The organism is Streptomyces sp. NPDC093085 (assembly GCF_040683935.1).
Taxonomy (GTDB): Bacteria; Actinomycetota; Actinomycetes; order Streptomycetales; family Streptomycetaceae; genus Streptomyces.
The window spans coordinates 1-15,046 of record NZ_JBFBFB010000011.1; the positions used below are offsets into that span (position 1 = coordinate 1).

Here is a 15,046-nt window from a genome sequence, read left to right on the forward strand (position 1 = left end):
ATCGCCACGTTCTCCTGGCCGAGCTGCTGGAAGAGCGGCTCGTTGCCGAGGCGGCGGGCCGAGTCGCCGGTGCACTTCTCGTCGCCGCCCATGATCGCGAAGTTGACGCCGGCGATGTGCAGCAGTTCGGCGAAGGCCTTTGTCGTCTTCTTCGCGCGGTCCTCCAGGGCGCCCGCGCACCCGACCCAGTAGAGGTAGTCGACCTCGGTGAGGTCCTCGACGTCCTTGCCGACGACCGGGACCTGGAAGCCGATGTCCGCGGCGAGTTCCTTGGTCCACTCCAGGCGCTGCTTCTTGGCGAGCCCCCAGGGGTTGCCCTTCTTCTCCAGGTTCTTGAGCATCGTCCCGGCCTCGCTCGGGAACGCGGATTCGATCATCACCTGGTAGCGGCGCATGTCGACGATGTGGTCGATGTGCTCGATGTCCACCGGGCACTGCTCCACGCACGCCCCGCAGGTGGTGCAGGACCACAGCACATCCGGGTCGATGACGCCGTTCTCCTCCAGCGTTCCGACCAGCGGGCGCTCCGCCTCCGCCAGCGCCGCCGCCGGTACGGCCTTCAGCGCCTCCTCGGAGGCCTTCTCGGCGCCTTCCGGGTCCTTGCCGCCGCCCGCGAGGAGATAGGGCGCCTTGGCGTGCGCGTGGTCGCGCAGGGACATGATCAGGAGCTTCGGGGAGAGCGGCTTGCCCGTGTTCCAGGCCGGGCACTGCGACTGGCAGCGCCCGCACTCCGTGCACGTGGAGAAGTCGAGGATGCCCTTCCAGGAGAAGTGCTCGACCTGGGAGACCCCGAACACCGCGTCCTCGGCCGGGTCCTCCCAGTCGATCTCCTTGCCGCCGCTGGTCATCGGGGGGAGCGCGCCGAGCGCCGTGGAGCCGTCCGCCTCGCGCTTGAACCAGATGTTCGGGAAGGCCAGGAAGCGGTGCCAGGCGACGCCCATGTTGGTGTTGAGGCCGACGGTGATCGCCCAGGCCATCGTCGTACCGAGCTTGATCATGGCGGCCAGGTAGACGAGGTTCTGGAGGGTGGCCAGGCTCAGCCCGCCGAAGGCCGCCACCAAGGGGTACGACACGAAGTAGGCCGCCTCATAGTGGCTCACACCGTGGATCGCGCCCTCCAGGCCGCGCAGGGTGAGGATCGCGAGGCCGATCACGAGGATCACGTACTCCACGAAGTACGCCTGGCCCAGCTTCGAGCCGGTGAAGCGGGACTTGCGGCCGGCCCGCGAGGGCAGGCTCGCCAGCCGGATGCCGATCAGGACCAGGATGCCGACCGTCGTCGCCAGGGCGATGAACTCGGTGTACATCTCGTACGGCAGCCAGCCGCCCAGCACCGGAAGGACGAAGTCCGCCCGGAAGAGCTGGCAGTACGCCGTGATGATCGTCAGTCCGAGGGTGAGGAAGCCGACCGCGACGAACCAGTGCGCGACGCCGACCACCCCCCAGCGGTTCATCCGGGTGTGCCCGACGAACTCCTTGGCGAGGGTGATGCTGCGCTGCTCGGGGTCGTCGGTACGGCTCCCTTCGGGCACCGGTTGGCCGACCCTGACGAACTGGTAGATCTGCGCGACGGCGCGGCCGATGAGCGCGACGCCGACCGCGGTCAGGACCAGCGACACGATGATCGCGGCGAGTTGCATGAGGCACTCCTCGGGCCTGCGAGGGGGAAAACCGCACCGTCCGATCGCAAGATCTTACTAAGCGGTAACTTAATCAGTTCGTGCTGAGGGTACCCACTTATGGCGTCGCAATGTAGCCGTGCGACCGGTGATCTGTGTCGCTGATGCCCTTGCGGTACGGGACACCCTCATGGACGCCATGGGGGACGCGATGAGGATCGCCAGGTCGAGGCCGATCCAGTGGTGCTCCACATAGTGCTGGTCCAGCAGGGGTGTCTCGTCCCAGGGGAGCGCCGAATCGCGCCGTACCTGCGCCAGTCCGGTCAGTCCCGGCCGTACGAGCTGACGCCAGGGCGGGGCCGCCGCGGGCGCGCCGGCCGGCAGGGGCGCCGGGCCGACCAGGGAGAGATCGCCCCGTACGACATGGGGCAGCCGGGAGAGCAGGTCGAGCCGGCAGCGCCGGGTGGCCAGGGAACTCAGGGGGAAGGTGCGCCCGTTCAACCCGGTGTGACGGCTCCGTACGAAGGCGGCGCCGCCCGGGCGGGAGAGCGCGAGGGCGGCCGCGGTGACGGCGAGGACGGGCGCGGTCAGGAGCAGCAGGGCCGAGCCGAGGGTCAGGTCCAGCAGGCGCTTGGCGTCGAGGTGCGGGGCGAGGCGGCGGCCCAGGCGCCGGGAGCGGTGGCGCAGACGGGCCAGGATTCGCTTCATGGTCACATCTGACCGTTCTCTGAGCGATTTGTGGCTTTTGTTCCCGAACAATCGCATGCTGGAGCGGTACGGGTCCGTAAGGCGCCCCGGGTGTACCCCGAGCGCGTGCCGGGTGTGTCCCGAGCGCGTCCCGGGACGCGCTCTGAGCGCCCGCCCGGAGCGCTGCCCCGAGTCCTGTGGGCGGCGCACAATAGTTGAGTCCCCTCGACTCAGCTCCTTTGACACTTCGGGACCCGTGATGCATCCTTGAGTCTGTTCCACTCAAGTAGCCTGGAGGAATCGAAATGGCACGTGCGGTCGGCATCGACCTGGGCACGACTAACTCCGTCGTCAGCGTTCTCGAAGGCGGCGAGCCCACCGTCATCACCAACGCAGAGGGCGCCAGGACCACGCCGTCCGTCGTCGCCTTCGCCAAGAACGGCGAGGTGCTCGTCGGCGAGGTCGCGAAGCGCCAGGCGGTCACCAACGTCGACAGGACCATCCGGTCGGTCAAGCGCCACATGGGCACCGACTGGAAGATCAACCTGGACGGCAAGGACTTCAACCCGCAGCAGATGTCGGCCTTCGTGCTGCAGAAGCTGAAGCGGGACGCCGAGGCGTACCTGGGCGAGAAGGTCACCGACGCGGTGATCACCGTTCCGGCGTACTTCAACGACTCGGAGCGCCAGGCCACCAAGGAGGCCGGCGAGATCGCGGGCCTCAACGTGCTGCGTATCGTCAACGAGCCGACCGCCGCCGCGCTGGCGTACGGGCTCGACAAGGACGACCAGACCATCCTCGTCTTCGACCTCGGTGGCGGTACGTTCGACGTCTCGCTGCTGGAGATCGGCGACGGTGTCGTCGAGGTGAAGGCCACCAACGGTGACAACCACCTCGGTGGTGACGACTGGGACCAGCGTCTCGTCGACTACCTGGTGAAGCAGTTCGCCAACGGGCACGGCGTGGACCTGTCCAAGGACAAGATGGCTCTCCAGCGTCTCCGCGAGGCCGCGGAGAAGGCGAAGATCGAGCTGTCCTCGTCCACCGAGACCACGATCAACCTGCCGTACATCACGGCGTCCGCCGAGGGCCCGCTGCACCTGGACGAGAAGGTCACCCGCTCGCAGTTCCAGCAGCTCACGGCCGACCTCCTGGACCGCTGCAAGACCCCGTTCCACAACGTCATCAAGGACGCGGGCATCCAGCTCTCCGAGATCGACCACGTCGTGCTCGTCGGTGGTTCGACGCGTATGCCCGCCGTGGCCGAGCTGGTCAAGGAGCTCACCGGCGGCCGTGAGGCCAACAAGGGCGTCAACCCGGACGAGGTCGTCGCCATCGGCGCCGTGCTCCAGGCCGGTGTCCTGAAGGGCGAGGTCAAGGACGTCCTGCTGCTCGACGTCACCCCGCTGTCCCTCGGTATCGAGACCAAGGGCGGCATCATGACGAAGCTCATCGAGCGGAACACGACGATTCCGACGAAGCGCTCCGAGATCTTCACGACGGCCGAGGACAACCAGCCGTCCGTGCAGATCCAGGTCTACCAGGGCGAGCGCGAGATCGCCGCGTACAACAAGAAGCTCGGTATGTTCGAGCTGACCGGTCTGCCGCCCGCCCCGCGCGGTGTGCCGCAGATCGAGGTCGCCTTCGACATCGACGCCAACGGCATCATGCACGTGGCCGCGAAGGACCTCGGCACCGGCAAGGAGCAGAAGATGACCGTCACCGGTGGCTCCTCGCTGCCGAAGGACGAGGTCAACCGGATGCGCGAAGAGGCCGAGAAGTACGCGGACGAGGACCACCGCCGCCGCGAGGCCGCCGAGACCCGCAACCAGGCGGAGCAGCTCGTCTACCAGACGGAGAAGTTCCTCAAGGACAACGAGGACAAGGTCCCCGGCGACATCAAGTCCGAGGTCGAGACCGCGCTCGGTGAGCTGAAGGAGAAGCTCAAGGGCGAGGACACCGCCGAGATCCGCACCGCCACGGAGAAGGTCGCCGCCGTCTCCCAGAAGCTCGGCCAGGCGCTCTACGCGGACGCCCAGGCGGCCGGCGGCGACGGTGCCGGCGCGGCCGGTGGCGACGCCGGCCAGGCCAAGGCCGACGACGATGTCGTCGACGCCGAGATCGTGGACGACGAGAAGCCCAGGAAGGACGGTGCCGCGTGAGCGAGGAGACCCCGGGTTTCGACGAGAAGCCCGATGTCCCCTCCGGCGCCGACGACGCCACGCCGAAGGCCGCCGAACCGGACTCCGCCAAGGAGTCCGGGGCGGCGGCCCCCGCCGGGGACATCCAGGACGCAGCGCTGCTGGCCCAGCTCGACCAGGTCCGTACGGCGCTCGGTGAGCGCACGGCCGACCTCCAGCGGCTCCAGGCCGAGTACCAGAACTACCGCAGGCGGGTCGAGCGGGACCGGGTCACCGTCAAGGAGATCGCGGTCGCGAACCTGCTGACCGAACTGCTGCCCGTGCTCGACGACATCGGCCGGGCCCGCGACCACGACGAACTGGTCGGCGGGTTCAAGTCGGTCGCCGAGTCGCTGGAAGCGGTCACGGTCAAGCTGGGCCTCCAGCCCTTCGGGACCGAGGGCGAGCCCTTCGACCCGATGATCCACGAGGCCCTGATGCACTCGTACGCGCCGGATGTCACGGAGACGACGTGCGTCGCGATCCTCCAGCCCGGGTATCGCTTCGGCGAGCGGACCATCCGGCCCGCCCGGGTCGCGGTCGCCGAGCCGCAGCCGGGCGCCCAGCCCAAGTCCGCGGAGGAGCAGGCGGATGCGGCCGATGACAAGGAGAACGGTGGCCCTGAAGAGGGCTGAGGGTGATGCGGGCGCTGCCGCGACGACCGGCGGCGGCGCCGGTGGGTACGGAGAGGAGGGACGTCGGGGATGAGCACGAAGGACTTCGTGGAGAAGGACTACTACAAGGTTCTCGGCGTTCCCAAGGACGCCACCGAGGCGGAGATCAAGAAGGCGTACCGGAAGCTCGCCCGCGAGTTCCACCCGGACGCCAACAAGGGTGACGCCAAGGCGGAGGAGCGCTTCAAGGAGATCTCCGAGGCGAACGACGTCCTCGGCGACCCCAAGCGGCGCAAGGAGTACGACGAGGCGCGCTCGCTCTTCGGCAACGGCGGCTTCCGCCCGGGGCCGGGCGCGGGAGGAAACGGTTCGTTCAACTTCGACCTGGGCGACCTCTTCGGCGGCGCACAGGGCGGTGCGCAGGGCGGACCCGGTGGGGCCGGCGGCTTCGGCGGCGGGCTCGGGGACCTCTTCGGCGGGGTCTTCAACCGGGGCGGCGCGGGCACCCGTACGCAGCCGCGCCGGGGCCAGGACATCGACACCGAGGTGACGCTCAGCTTCACCGAGGCCGTCGACGGGGCCACGGTCCCGCTGCGGATGTCCAGCCAGGCGCCGTGCAAGGCGTGTTCGGGCACCGGCGACAAGAACGGCACCCCGCGGGTCTGCCCGACCTGTGTCGGCACCGGCCAGGTGTCGCGCGGCTCGGGCGGCGGCTTCTCGCTCACCGACCCCTGTGTGGACTGCAAGGGGCGCGGCCTGATCGCCCAGGACCCGTGCGAGGTCTGCAAGGGCAGCGGGCGGGCCAGGTCCTCCCGGACCATGCAGGTCCGGATCCCGGCGGGCGTCAGCGACGGCCAGCGGATCCGGCTCCGGGGCAAGGGCGCGCCCGGCGAGCGTGGCGGTCCGGCCGGTGACCTGTATGTCACCGTCCATGTCGGCGCGCACCCGGTCTTCGGCCGCAAGGGCGACAACCTCACCATCACCGTGCCCGTCACCTTCGTGGAGGCGGCGCTCGGCGGCGAGGTGCGGGTACCGACGCTGGGCGGCCCCCCGGTCACGCTGAAGCTGCCCGCCGGGACCCCCAACGGCCGTACGATGCGGGCCCGGGGCAAGGGTGCCGTACGCAAGGACGGCACGCGTGGCGACCTGCTGGTCACCGTCGAGGTGGTCGTGCCCAAGGACCTCGGCGGGCAGGCGCGGGACGCGCTGGAGGCATACCGGAAGGCGACCGCGGACGAGAACCCGCGGGCGGAGCTGTTCCAGGCGGCGAAGGGAGCATGACCCGATGGACAGGGACGGGCGGCGGCGGCCGTCCTCATCGTTCGGCAGGGCGGCGTACGCGCTGACCGAGGAGACGCCGGTGTACGTCATCTCGGTGGCGGCACAGCTCTCCGGGCTGCACCCGCAGACCCTCAGGCAGTACGACCGGCTCGGCCTGGTCTCGCCGGACCGGACGGCGGGGCGCGGGCGCCGCTACTCGGCCCGGGACATCGAACTGCTCCGGCAGGTCCAGCAGCTCTCCCAGGACGAGGGCATCAACCTGGCCGGGATCAAACGCATCATCGAGCTGGAGAACCAGGTCGCCGCGCTCCAGGCCAGGGTCGCCGAGCTGTCGTCGGCCGTGGACGGCGCGGCGGCGGCGATGCGGCAGCGCGAGGCCCAGGTGCACGCGTCGTACCGGCGGGACCTGGTGCCGTACCAGGATGTGCAGCAGACGAGCGCGCTGGTCGTCTGGCGCCCGAAGCCGAAGCGCCCTACGGACTGACGGCCCTGCGGACTGGCGGTCCCACGGGTCGACGGTCCCATGGGCTGACGGACGGGCCGTCCTGCGCCCCGCTCGGGGCAGTGCCGTGGAACGCCCGGCGGGGAGACCCGCCGGGCGTTTTCCGTGCGTGTACGGGGCGTACGGGCGCCCTCTGGCGGCCCGTGACCCGTGCTCCCGTCCCCCGGGGAGTCAGCCGAGCTTGCGCTCCTCCGCGGCGGCCTCCGAGCCCCACCAGACCCCGAGCGAGAAGAGCGTGTCGACGCCGACGGCCTCGTACAGCTTGTTGAGGTCGGTGTTGACGGTGCGCAGGCTGACATTGAGCTCGCTGGCGATCTGCTTCAGGGTGCGGCCCTCGCGGAGCTTGTTGAGGATGCGCCGGGAGCGGCCCGTGGTGACGATGTCCCGCTGGGGCCGGAACCGGCCGCCCATCCACGGCTCGGCGCGCTCCCACTGCTGCTCGAAGAGGTGGAGGAGGAAAGCCACCATGCCGGGGTGGGTCACTTTGAACGCGGTCATTCTGCTCGGCGCGTCCCGGTGGTCGGAAATGACCGCGAATCCCCGGTCCACCAGGATCATTCGCTCGAAATCGGAGGCGAGGGTACGAATCTCCGCGCCGTGCCCGCTCATGGTGGCCGCCCACTCCTGTTCCGCCGGACGGGCGCGGGCGGACTCCGGATAGATGGTGCGGCGGGTGATACCGCGCGCCAGGAGCCGGATCTCGCGCGGGATGACCGCGCTCAGCCCTTCCGGGCGCCGGGATATCGGATGTGCCGTATACATGTGCGTCTGCGCGAAATCCGCCGCCTGCATGATGGCGGCATTCACGTCTTCCACCCGGTCGAGAAACTCGATTCCGCTTCCGGCGGGTGATTCGTATGCCCGGAGATCGCGGTACAAGGCGTCGAGCTGCTCCATGCGCTGGAGGTGGCGGCCGATAGAGGCGCGTTCCTCCGCCATGGCACTGTGTTCCGCATGGTGCAGGTCGGCGACGGTCCAGCGGTCGTTGTGCGGCTCGTGGACCGCCAGGCCCAGGGCGATCAGCTCGGTGCACCCCGGCTCGGACCGCCCGACCCGCTCACCGCGGACGAGCCGGTGCAGCAGGGTCCGTGCCTCGGGCGACACAGTGGGCGACGGCCCTCCCGGCTCCGCCGCGTCCGGTTGTGTCATATGTCCCTCCCGCATGGTTCCGCGGCCCTGCACGGTTCCGCAGTGCGCATCAGTGCAGGGTGGTTTCGCTTGATCCGGACAGGCTGATTCGGCACTCTACAGAGAGTGACCGCGGTCGCCGCCAGGTTCTCGCCGCACAGAGGCGGGATTTCGACGTCCGGTTCAGGGAATTCGATCCGATTCGGGCCGGTTCGGTTTTCTGTCACCCCTGGGCGTTCACTGTGTGGTTTTTCTGTGTGCGGTGCGGAGATGTGCGGTGCGTGCGGATCGAGGTGTGGAGAGGTGAATCGAAAAGCCGGGTCAGCGCTCCTGGTCCTGGTCCAGGATTCCCGAGTGGGCGATGAGATAGCCGAGCTGGGCCCGGCTGCCGCTGCCCAGCGTCGTCGCGAGCTTGGCGATATGGGCGCGGCAGGTCCGTACGTTCATCCCCAGCCGGCGCGCGATCGCCTCGTCCACGTACCCCTCGATGAGCAGCCGCGCGATCGAGCGCTGCACGCCGGAGATGCCGTCGGGGGTCGGCTCGTACGCGACCTGCTCGGTGAGCGGGGTGGCCCGGCGCCAGAGCTGTTCGAAGACCTGCGCGAGATAGTCCACGAGCGCCGGGTGGCGGAGTTCGAGGGCGAGTTCGCGGTCCGAGCGCGCCGGGATGTACGCGACGGTGCGGTCGAAGATGATCAGGCGCTCGACCAGCTCTTCCAATGTCCTGATCTCGACCTTTCCCTCCGCGAGCCGCTCCGCGTACGCCAGAGTGCCCTGGCCGTGGCGGACCGTGTGCTGGTAGAGGGTGCGGATGCTGACCCCCCGGTCCACCACGGTCCGGCCGCGCTCCAGCCCCTGTTCGAGCGCGTCGGCGCTGCGGACGCCGCCCGGCTGCACGGTGAGGACCTCGGTCCGGCAGGCGGCCGTGGAGACGTCGATGGCCGCGTTGATACGGCTCTTGCCCTCCAGCACGGTGATCGCGTGGGTCGACGGGGGCCCCTGGGCGGCGATGGCCATGAACGGCTCGAAAGCGTCGGTCAGGGCCACCGCGAAGTGCCGCTTGTCCCGGATCTCCCGCTCGACCGGGTTGAGGCGCTGGGCGAGCGCGGCGGACGGCGGCACGGGCCGCAGCCAGTCGGGATCGTCCGGATCCGGGTGCAGGAGCGGGAACTCCATGAGACAGGGAGCCGCCGAGATCTCGCTCCGGGCGATGCGTCCGGAGCGTAGCGCGCTGGCGTAAAGCCGCCTGCCGTCTTCACACAGATCAGTGACGGCATGGGGATGTGTCGGTTTTGAGATGCTTTCGGTCAAATCTCCACCCCTCAGGGTCCTGAACATGCAGGAACATGATGCCTCGTCCCGGTGGTGTTGACGTGTCCGAATGAGACATCGTCTAGATGGCGGGGGAGAGGAATCCATCAAGTGAGGACGAAGCCGACTATGTATCAGAGAATGCTTCGCGCGGTGGGGGCCACTGCTTTCTCTACCGCTCTGGCTCTCGGTGCGTTCAGTGCTGTCGAGGAGATCTCCTGGACCAGCACACCGGCGAGCACGGCCGGCCAGGCCGTCACGTCGGGGGAGATCTCCTGGACCAGTACTCCGTCCGGAACCTCCGGCACCTCCGTCCAGGCGGCCGACTCGGGAGAGATCTCCTGGACGGTGTCCCCGGCGTCCCTCCAGGGCGAAGAGGGCGACATCGAATGGGGCAGCGCTCCGGCCGGCTTCGCGGCATGACCGTCCCGCCGGACGATCGGGTCTTCCGGCGCGAGATGGCCACGGCGTACCGATCGGGGTGGCACTTCATCGATCTGGTCACCGCGCTTCCCCGCAGGGGGGACTCCCTGATGGTGACTCTCTTCGGAGAGCCCATCGTCGTCGTACGCGAGGAGGACGAGGTCGTGCGTGCCTATCGCTGCCTCCGCAGGCCGCGGGGGGCGCCGCGCCCGGTCCGCTGTGTCATCCGCTACGACATGATCTTCGTCAACCTCGACCAGCGTGACCACCAGCTCGTCGAGTCACCGCAGGAGTCACCACAAACCACCCTCGCCACCCCCCGCAGTGCCTGAACGATTCCCCCGTCGTTCAAGATCGTTCAGGCGCTTCCCCCACACAACGGCGCCATCGTGGACCTGAAACACGATGGCGCCGTTGTGCTCCCCGGGGCCCGCGGCGGTCACCCCAGGCCGCGCCCGATGGCCCGGTCGACGGCGATCTCGATGACCACCCGCTCCGGGTTCTCCCGGGGTGCGCGCAGATACCGCTCCGTGTAGCGCCGTACCGCCTCCGTGACCTCCTCCGGCCCGGTACGGATGCGCGCCCGCCCCTCCAGCGTCGACCAGCGCCCCTTCGCGACCTGGCAGACCGCCACCCGTACGCCCCCGAGGCCGGCCTGTCCGGCCCGTCCTGCCTGTCCTGCCTGCTCGGCCCGCTCCGCCGCCAGGATGTTGGCGACCTTGACCGTACGGCGCCCGGTGATCACCCGCGCGAGCCGCGCCTCCGGGTCGTATGTCACCCCCACCGGCACCAGGTGCGGGGTCCCGTCCGGGCGCCGCGTGGTCAGGGTGCACCAGTGGTGCTCGCGCCAGAAAGCGAGAAAATCAGGACGGGGGGCGCGTATGTCGACGGTCATGCCCGAAAGCGTAGGTGGACTCCGATCAACCGCGATCTCCACCCTGGGGTGGGCGCATTCGGGGCTTGAGTGGACTAGACTCAACTTTACGTAGGTGCCTGATAGCAGGGATGGGCGCGGGGCTGAGACGCGGGCGGCGTTCTCCCGTAAACCCGGTTAAGCAGGGACTCACGCAAGGACTCGTGCAAGGAGGAGAGGGCCCACGTGGACGCCGAGCTGACCAACAAGAGCCGGGATGCGATCAACTCCGCCACCAGCAGGGCGGTGGCGGCGGGACACCCGGACCTGACCCCCGCGCATCTGCTGCTCGCGCTGTTGGAGGGCCAGGACAACGAGAACATCACCGACCTGCTCGCCGCGGTCGACGCCGACCAGGCCGCCATACGGTCCGGCGCCGAGCGGCTGCTCGCCGCCGAGCCGAGCGTCACCGGGTCGACCGTCGCGCCCCCGCAGCCCAACCGCGACCTGCTCGCGGTCATCGCGGACGCGGGGCGCCGGGCGAAGGAGCTGGGGGACGACTACCTCTCCACCGAGCACCTGCTCATCGGCGTCGCGGCCAAGGGCGGCCCGGCCGGCGAGGTGCTGGCGCGGCAGGGCGCGGCGGCGGACCGGCTGCTCACCGCGTTCGAGAAGGCGCGCGGCGGGCGCCGGGTGACCACCGCCGACCCGGAGGGCCAGTACAAGGCCCTGGAGAAGTTCGGCACCGACTTCACCGCCGCCGCCCGTGAGGGCAAGCTCGACCCGGTCATCGGCCGGGACCAGGAGATCCGGCGCGTGGTGCAGGTGCTGTCGCGCCGTACGAAGAACAACCCGGTGCTCATCGGCGAGCCCGGCGTCGGCAAGACCGCCGTCGTCGAAGGGCTGGCGCAGCGCATTGTCAAGGGCGACGTGCCGGAGTCGCTGCGGAACAAGCGGCTGGTCTCGCTCGACCTGGGGGCGATGGTCGCGGGCGCCAAGTACCGGGGCGAGTTCGAGGAGCGGCTGAAAACCGTTCTCTCCGAGATCAAGGAGAGCGACGGCCAGATCATCACGTTCATCGACGAACTCCACACGGTCGTCGGCGCGGGCGCCGGCGGCGACTCCTCGATGGACGCCGGCAACATGCTCAAGCCGATGCTGGCCCGGGGCGAGCTGCGCATGGTCGGCGCGACGACGCTGGACGAGTACCGCGAGCGGATCGAGAAGGACGCCGCGCTGGAGCGCCGCTTCCAGCAGGTGCTGGTGGCCGAGCCGACCGTCGAGGACACCATCGCGATCCTGCGCGGGCTCAAGGGCCGGTACGAGGCGCACCACAAGGTGCAGATCGCGGACGCGGCGCTGGTGGCCGCGGCGACCCTCTCCGACCGGTACATCACCTCGCGCTTCCTCCCCGACAAGGCGATCGACCTGGTGGACGAGGCGGCCTCCCGGCTCCGGATGGAGATCGACTCCTCGCCGGTCGAGATCGACGAGCTCCAGCGCTCCGTCGACCGCCTCCGGATGGAGGAGCTGGCGCTGAAGAACGAGTCGGACCCCGCCTCCAAGCAGCGCCTGGAGAAGCTCCGCCGCGACCTCGCCGACCGCGAGGAGGAGCTGCGCGGCCTCACCGCGCGCTGGGAGAAGGAGAAGCAGGGCCTGAACCGGGTCGGTGAGCTGAAGGAGCGCCTGGACGACCTGCGCGGCCAGGCCGAGCGCGCCCAGCGCGACGGCGACTTCGACACCGCGTCCCAGCTCCTGTACGGGGAGATCCCCGGCCTGGAGCGGGAGCTGGAGGCGGCGGCGGAGGCCGAGCAGGAGGCCGCGAAGGACACGATGGTCAAGGAGGAGGTCGGCCCGGACGACATCGCGGACGTCGTCGGCTCCTGGACCGGGATCCCGGCGGGCCGGCTGCTGGAGGGTGAGACGCAGAAGCTGCTCCGGATGGAACAGGAGCTGGGCAAGCGGCTGATCGGCCAGCACGAGGCGGTCCAGGCGGTCTCGGACGCCGTACGCCGCACCCGCGCGGGCATCGCCGACCCGGACCGCCCGACCGGGTCCTTCCTCTTCCTGGGCCCGACCGGCGTCGGCAAGACCGAGCTGGCCAAGGCGCTCGCGGACTTCCTCTTCGACGACGAGCGGGCGATGGTCCGCATCGACATGAGCGAGTACGGGGAGAAGCACTCGGTGGCCCGGCTGGTCGGCGCGCCGCCCGGATACGTCGGCTACGAGGAGGGCGGCCAGCTCACCGAGGCGGTACGGCGGCGCCCGTACTCCGTGATCCTCCTGGACGAGGTCGAGAAGGCCCACCCCGAGGTCTTCGACATCCTGCTCCAGGTCCTGGACGACGGCCGCCTCACCGACGGCCAGGGGCGGACGGTCGACTTCCGCAACACGATCCTGGTGCTGACCTCGAACCTGGGCAGCCAGTACCTGGTGGACCCGGACACGCCGCCGGAGGTCAAGCGCCAACAGGTCCTCCAGTCCGTCCGTTCGGCCTTCAAGCCGGAATTCCTGAACCGCCTGGACGACATGGTGATCTTCTCCGCCCTCTCCGAGGACGAGCTGGCCCACATCGCGGCCCTCCAGATCGCCCAGCTCTCCAAGCGCCTCGCCGACCGCCGCCTCACCCTCGACGTCACCCCCGCCGCCCTGGCCTGGCTCGCGAAGGAGGGCAACGACCCCGCCTACGGCGCCCGCCCCCTCCGCCGCCTGGTCCAGACCTCGATCGGCGACCAGCTCGCGAGGGAGATCCTGGCCGGCGACATCACGGACGGCGACACGGTCCGGGTGGACCAGGTCGGGGACGGGCTGATGGTGGGGCGGGGGGAGCCGGGGGGACCGGCGGACGTGACGCTGGAGAAGACGGCGTAGACGAAGGCGGTGCGGACGAAGGCGGCGCAGGCGTCGACTTCGTCTGCTCCGGCGGGGCCTTGCCCGGGCGCTCGCAGGCCCGTCACCGCGCGAGCGGCGGGCCTGCGAAGCGGTCGGCCGGGCGGCTCACGGAGCGTATGACGAATCCATGACCCGTGCGGCTGCGGATGGGCTTGCCAGGGACCGCCCGGGATGGGGGAGGATGGCAGGAACCGTACGAAGGGAAATACACGGTGAGCATCGACCCGTCCTCGATTCCGAATTTCGGGGGACAGCCCCAACCGCAGAATGAAGGACCGGCGGGCCCCGTCGTCCCCGACCAGGATCTGGTCAAGCAGCTTCTGGACCAGATGGAGCTGAAGTACGTCGTCGACGACGAGGGTGACCTCGCGGCGCCGTGGGAGGAGTTCCGTACGTACTTCATGTTCCGTGGCGAGGAGGACCAGCAGGTCTTCTCGGTGCGGACGTTCTACGACCGGCCGCACCCCATCGCGGACAAGTCGAAGATCCTGGACGCGATCGACGACTGGAACCGCCGCACCCTGTGGCCCAAGGTCTACAGCCACGTCCACGAGGAGGGCGACGGCCCGCCCACCGTCCGCCTCATCGGCGAGGCCCAGATGCTGATCGGCATGGGGGTCAGCCTGGAGCACTTCGTCTCGTCGACGGTGAGCTGGGTGCGGGCGTCGATCGAGTTCGACAAGTGGCTCGTGGAGCAGTTCGGCCTGGCGCCCGGGGACGAGAAGCCCGAGGACGTCTGAGTCACGTCCCGCGACCGAGCGCCGGAAGCCCGGCCCGAGTGGACTCGGGCCGGGCTTCCGCGTGTACGGAGGGGTTTCCCCCGTGCGGGGGCTCTCCTTGTACGGGGCTCTCCTTGTACGGGGAGTTCCTTCCGCCGCGCACGAGGATTCCTTACCGCGTTCAGCGTCCGGGCTTGAGTTTTGAGGACAGGAAGGCCAGTGCCGCGCTTGCCGCGATGAGGACCCCGGCGAGTTCGTCGTACCCCTGGAAGTAGTTGATGGGGGCGGCGAGGAAGCAGGACGCGGCGATCAGGTCGGCGGTGTGGCCGGCGGCTCGCCGGAGTCTGCCGGGGCGGGGCGGGAGGTGCGGGTTCGGCGGGGTTCCCCAGTAGGGGAAGGGGCCGGGCCTCAGGCGCCAGTCGTCGTCCCGGAGCTGGATCACCTCCGGGTGGTGGTACGCGTACCCCCTGCGCCGGGGTGCCAGGCGGTGCCAGGGCAGGCGGGCGTGGCGGACGGCGATCCAGGCGAGCCCCGGCAGGCAGGCCCCGGCGGCCCAGAGCGCGGCGGCGGTCCGCTCTCCGCCCGAGGCGGGCAGGATGCCGAGGAGCCGGTCCAGTTGGCCGCTGCCCGCGTAGGCGATCAGCGCGGCGACGAAGAACACCGCCGAGGCCACTTCGATCTGGTGGCCGGTGTGGCAGCGGGCGCAGCGCGGCACGTACACGACCCGCTGCTGCCATGTCGTGCGCAGGACGACGATCCAGCGGCTCGTGGTCTCCGTGCCCCGGTGCAGCCCTATGACGCGGTCATGCCATGACGCTGGGGCGTGCTGTTCGCAGA

The 15,046-nt window shown here is 69.8% G+C and carries 14 protein-coding genes; 8 read left to right on the forward strand and 6 right to left on the reverse strand.

Annotated elements, in window-relative coordinates; all coding sequences use genetic code 11:
- Positions 1-1,640: (Fe-S)-binding protein (locus AB0O07_RS25885; RefSeq protein WP_365637338.1), on the reverse strand; the 1,640-nt coding region annotated here is incomplete at its 3' end.
- Between the two features lie 69 nt (positions 1,641-1,709).
- Complete coding sequence (locus tag AB0O07_RS25890; RefSeq protein WP_365637340.1) at positions 1,710-2,327, reverse strand: sugar transferase; 618 nt, start codon at positions 2,325-2,327, stop codon at positions 1,710-1,712.
- 284 nt (positions 2,328-2,611) lie between these two features.
- On the opposite strand from AB0O07_RS25890, the gene dnaK reads away from it, so the two are divergent.
- The 4 genes from dnaK to AB0O07_RS25910 all read left to right on the forward strand — a co-directional run bounded on the left by dnaK (position 2,612) and on the right by AB0O07_RS25910 (position 6,865).
- The gene (gene dnaK, locus AB0O07_RS25895; protein ID WP_365637343.1) at positions 2,612-4,468 is read left to right on the forward strand and encodes a molecular chaperone DnaK; all 1,857 of its coding nucleotides are present in this window, start codon (positions 2,612-2,614) and stop codon (positions 4,466-4,468) included.
- A complete protein-coding gene (gene grpE, locus AB0O07_RS25900) occupies positions 4,465-5,121 on the forward strand; it encodes a nucleotide exchange factor GrpE (protein ID WP_365637346.1) in 657 nt (218 codons plus the stop codon). The genes dnaK and grpE overlap by 4 nt, the downstream gene beginning before the upstream one ends.
- 69 nt (positions 5,122-5,190) lie before the next feature.
- Complete coding sequence (dnaJ, locus tag AB0O07_RS25905; protein WP_365637348.1) at positions 5,191-6,381, forward strand: molecular chaperone DnaJ; 1,191 nt, start codon at positions 5,191-5,193, stop codon at positions 6,379-6,381.
- A gap of 4 nt (positions 6,382-6,385) precedes the next feature.
- A complete protein-coding gene (locus AB0O07_RS25910) occupies positions 6,386-6,865 on the forward strand; it encodes a helix-turn-helix domain-containing protein (RefSeq protein ID WP_365637351.1) in 480 nt (159 codons plus the stop codon).
- A gap of 189 nt (positions 6,866-7,054) precedes the next feature.
- Here AB0O07_RS25910 and AB0O07_RS25915 read toward each other — a convergent pair whose 3' ends face one another.
- Both AB0O07_RS25915 and AB0O07_RS25920 read right to left on the reverse strand, forming a co-directional pair.
- Entirely contained in the window at positions 7,055-8,032 is a 978-nt protein-coding gene (locus tag AB0O07_RS25915; RefSeq protein ID WP_365637353.1) for a LuxR C-terminal-related transcriptional regulator, read from the reverse strand.
- 300 nt (positions 8,033-8,332) lie between these two features.
- Positions 8,333-9,349 carry a helix-turn-helix transcriptional regulator gene (locus AB0O07_RS25920; protein ID WP_365637355.1) on the reverse strand — a complete coding sequence of 339 codons (1,017 nt, stop codon included), beginning with the start codon at positions 9,347-9,349 and terminating at the stop codon, positions 8,333-8,335.
- 126 nt (positions 9,350-9,475) lie between these two features.
- Between AB0O07_RS25920 and AB0O07_RS25925 the strand changes: the two genes are divergently transcribed.
- Together AB0O07_RS25925 and AB0O07_RS25930 are read left to right on the forward strand one after the other, a co-directional pair.
- Entirely contained in the window at positions 9,476-9,745 is a 270-nt protein-coding gene (locus AB0O07_RS25925; protein WP_365637358.1) for a hypothetical protein, read from the forward strand.
- On the forward strand, positions 9,742-10,077 hold the full coding sequence (locus AB0O07_RS25930) for a (2Fe-2S)-binding protein (RefSeq protein WP_365637359.1): 336 nt from the start codon (positions 9,742-9,744) through the stop codon (positions 10,075-10,077). Before AB0O07_RS25925 ends, AB0O07_RS25930 begins: the two co-directional genes overlap by 4 nt.
- A gap of 107 nt (positions 10,078-10,184) precedes the next feature.
- Here the strand turns inward: AB0O07_RS25930 and AB0O07_RS25935 are convergent, their stop codons facing one another.
- Positions 10,185-10,640: a pyridoxamine 5'-phosphate oxidase family protein gene (locus AB0O07_RS25935; protein WP_365637361.1), complete on the reverse strand. Its 456-nt coding sequence runs from the start codon at positions 10,638-10,640 to the stop codon at positions 10,185-10,187.
- A gap of 204 nt (positions 10,641-10,844) precedes the next feature.
- On the opposite strand from AB0O07_RS25935, the gene clpB reads away from it, so the two are divergent.
- Positions 10,845-13,469 carry an ATP-dependent chaperone ClpB gene (gene clpB / locus AB0O07_RS25940; RefSeq protein WP_365637364.1) on the forward strand — a complete coding sequence of 875 codons (2,625 nt, stop codon included), beginning with the start codon at positions 10,845-10,847 and terminating at the stop codon, positions 13,467-13,469.
- A gap of 233 nt (positions 13,470-13,702) precedes the next feature.
- The gene (locus AB0O07_RS25945) at positions 13,703-14,230 is read left to right on the forward strand and encodes a YbjN domain-containing protein (RefSeq protein WP_365637367.1); all 528 of its coding nucleotides are present in this window, start codon (positions 13,703-13,705) and stop codon (positions 14,228-14,230) included.
- Positions 14,231-14,390: 160 nt separating this feature from the next.
- On the opposite strand, the gene AB0O07_RS25950 is transcribed toward AB0O07_RS25945, so the two are convergent.
- On the reverse strand, positions 14,391-14,930 hold the full coding sequence (locus AB0O07_RS25950; protein ID WP_365637369.1) for a hypothetical protein: 540 nt from the start codon (positions 14,928-14,930) through the stop codon (positions 14,391-14,393).
- Between the last annotated feature and the right edge of the window lie 116 nt (positions 14,931-15,046).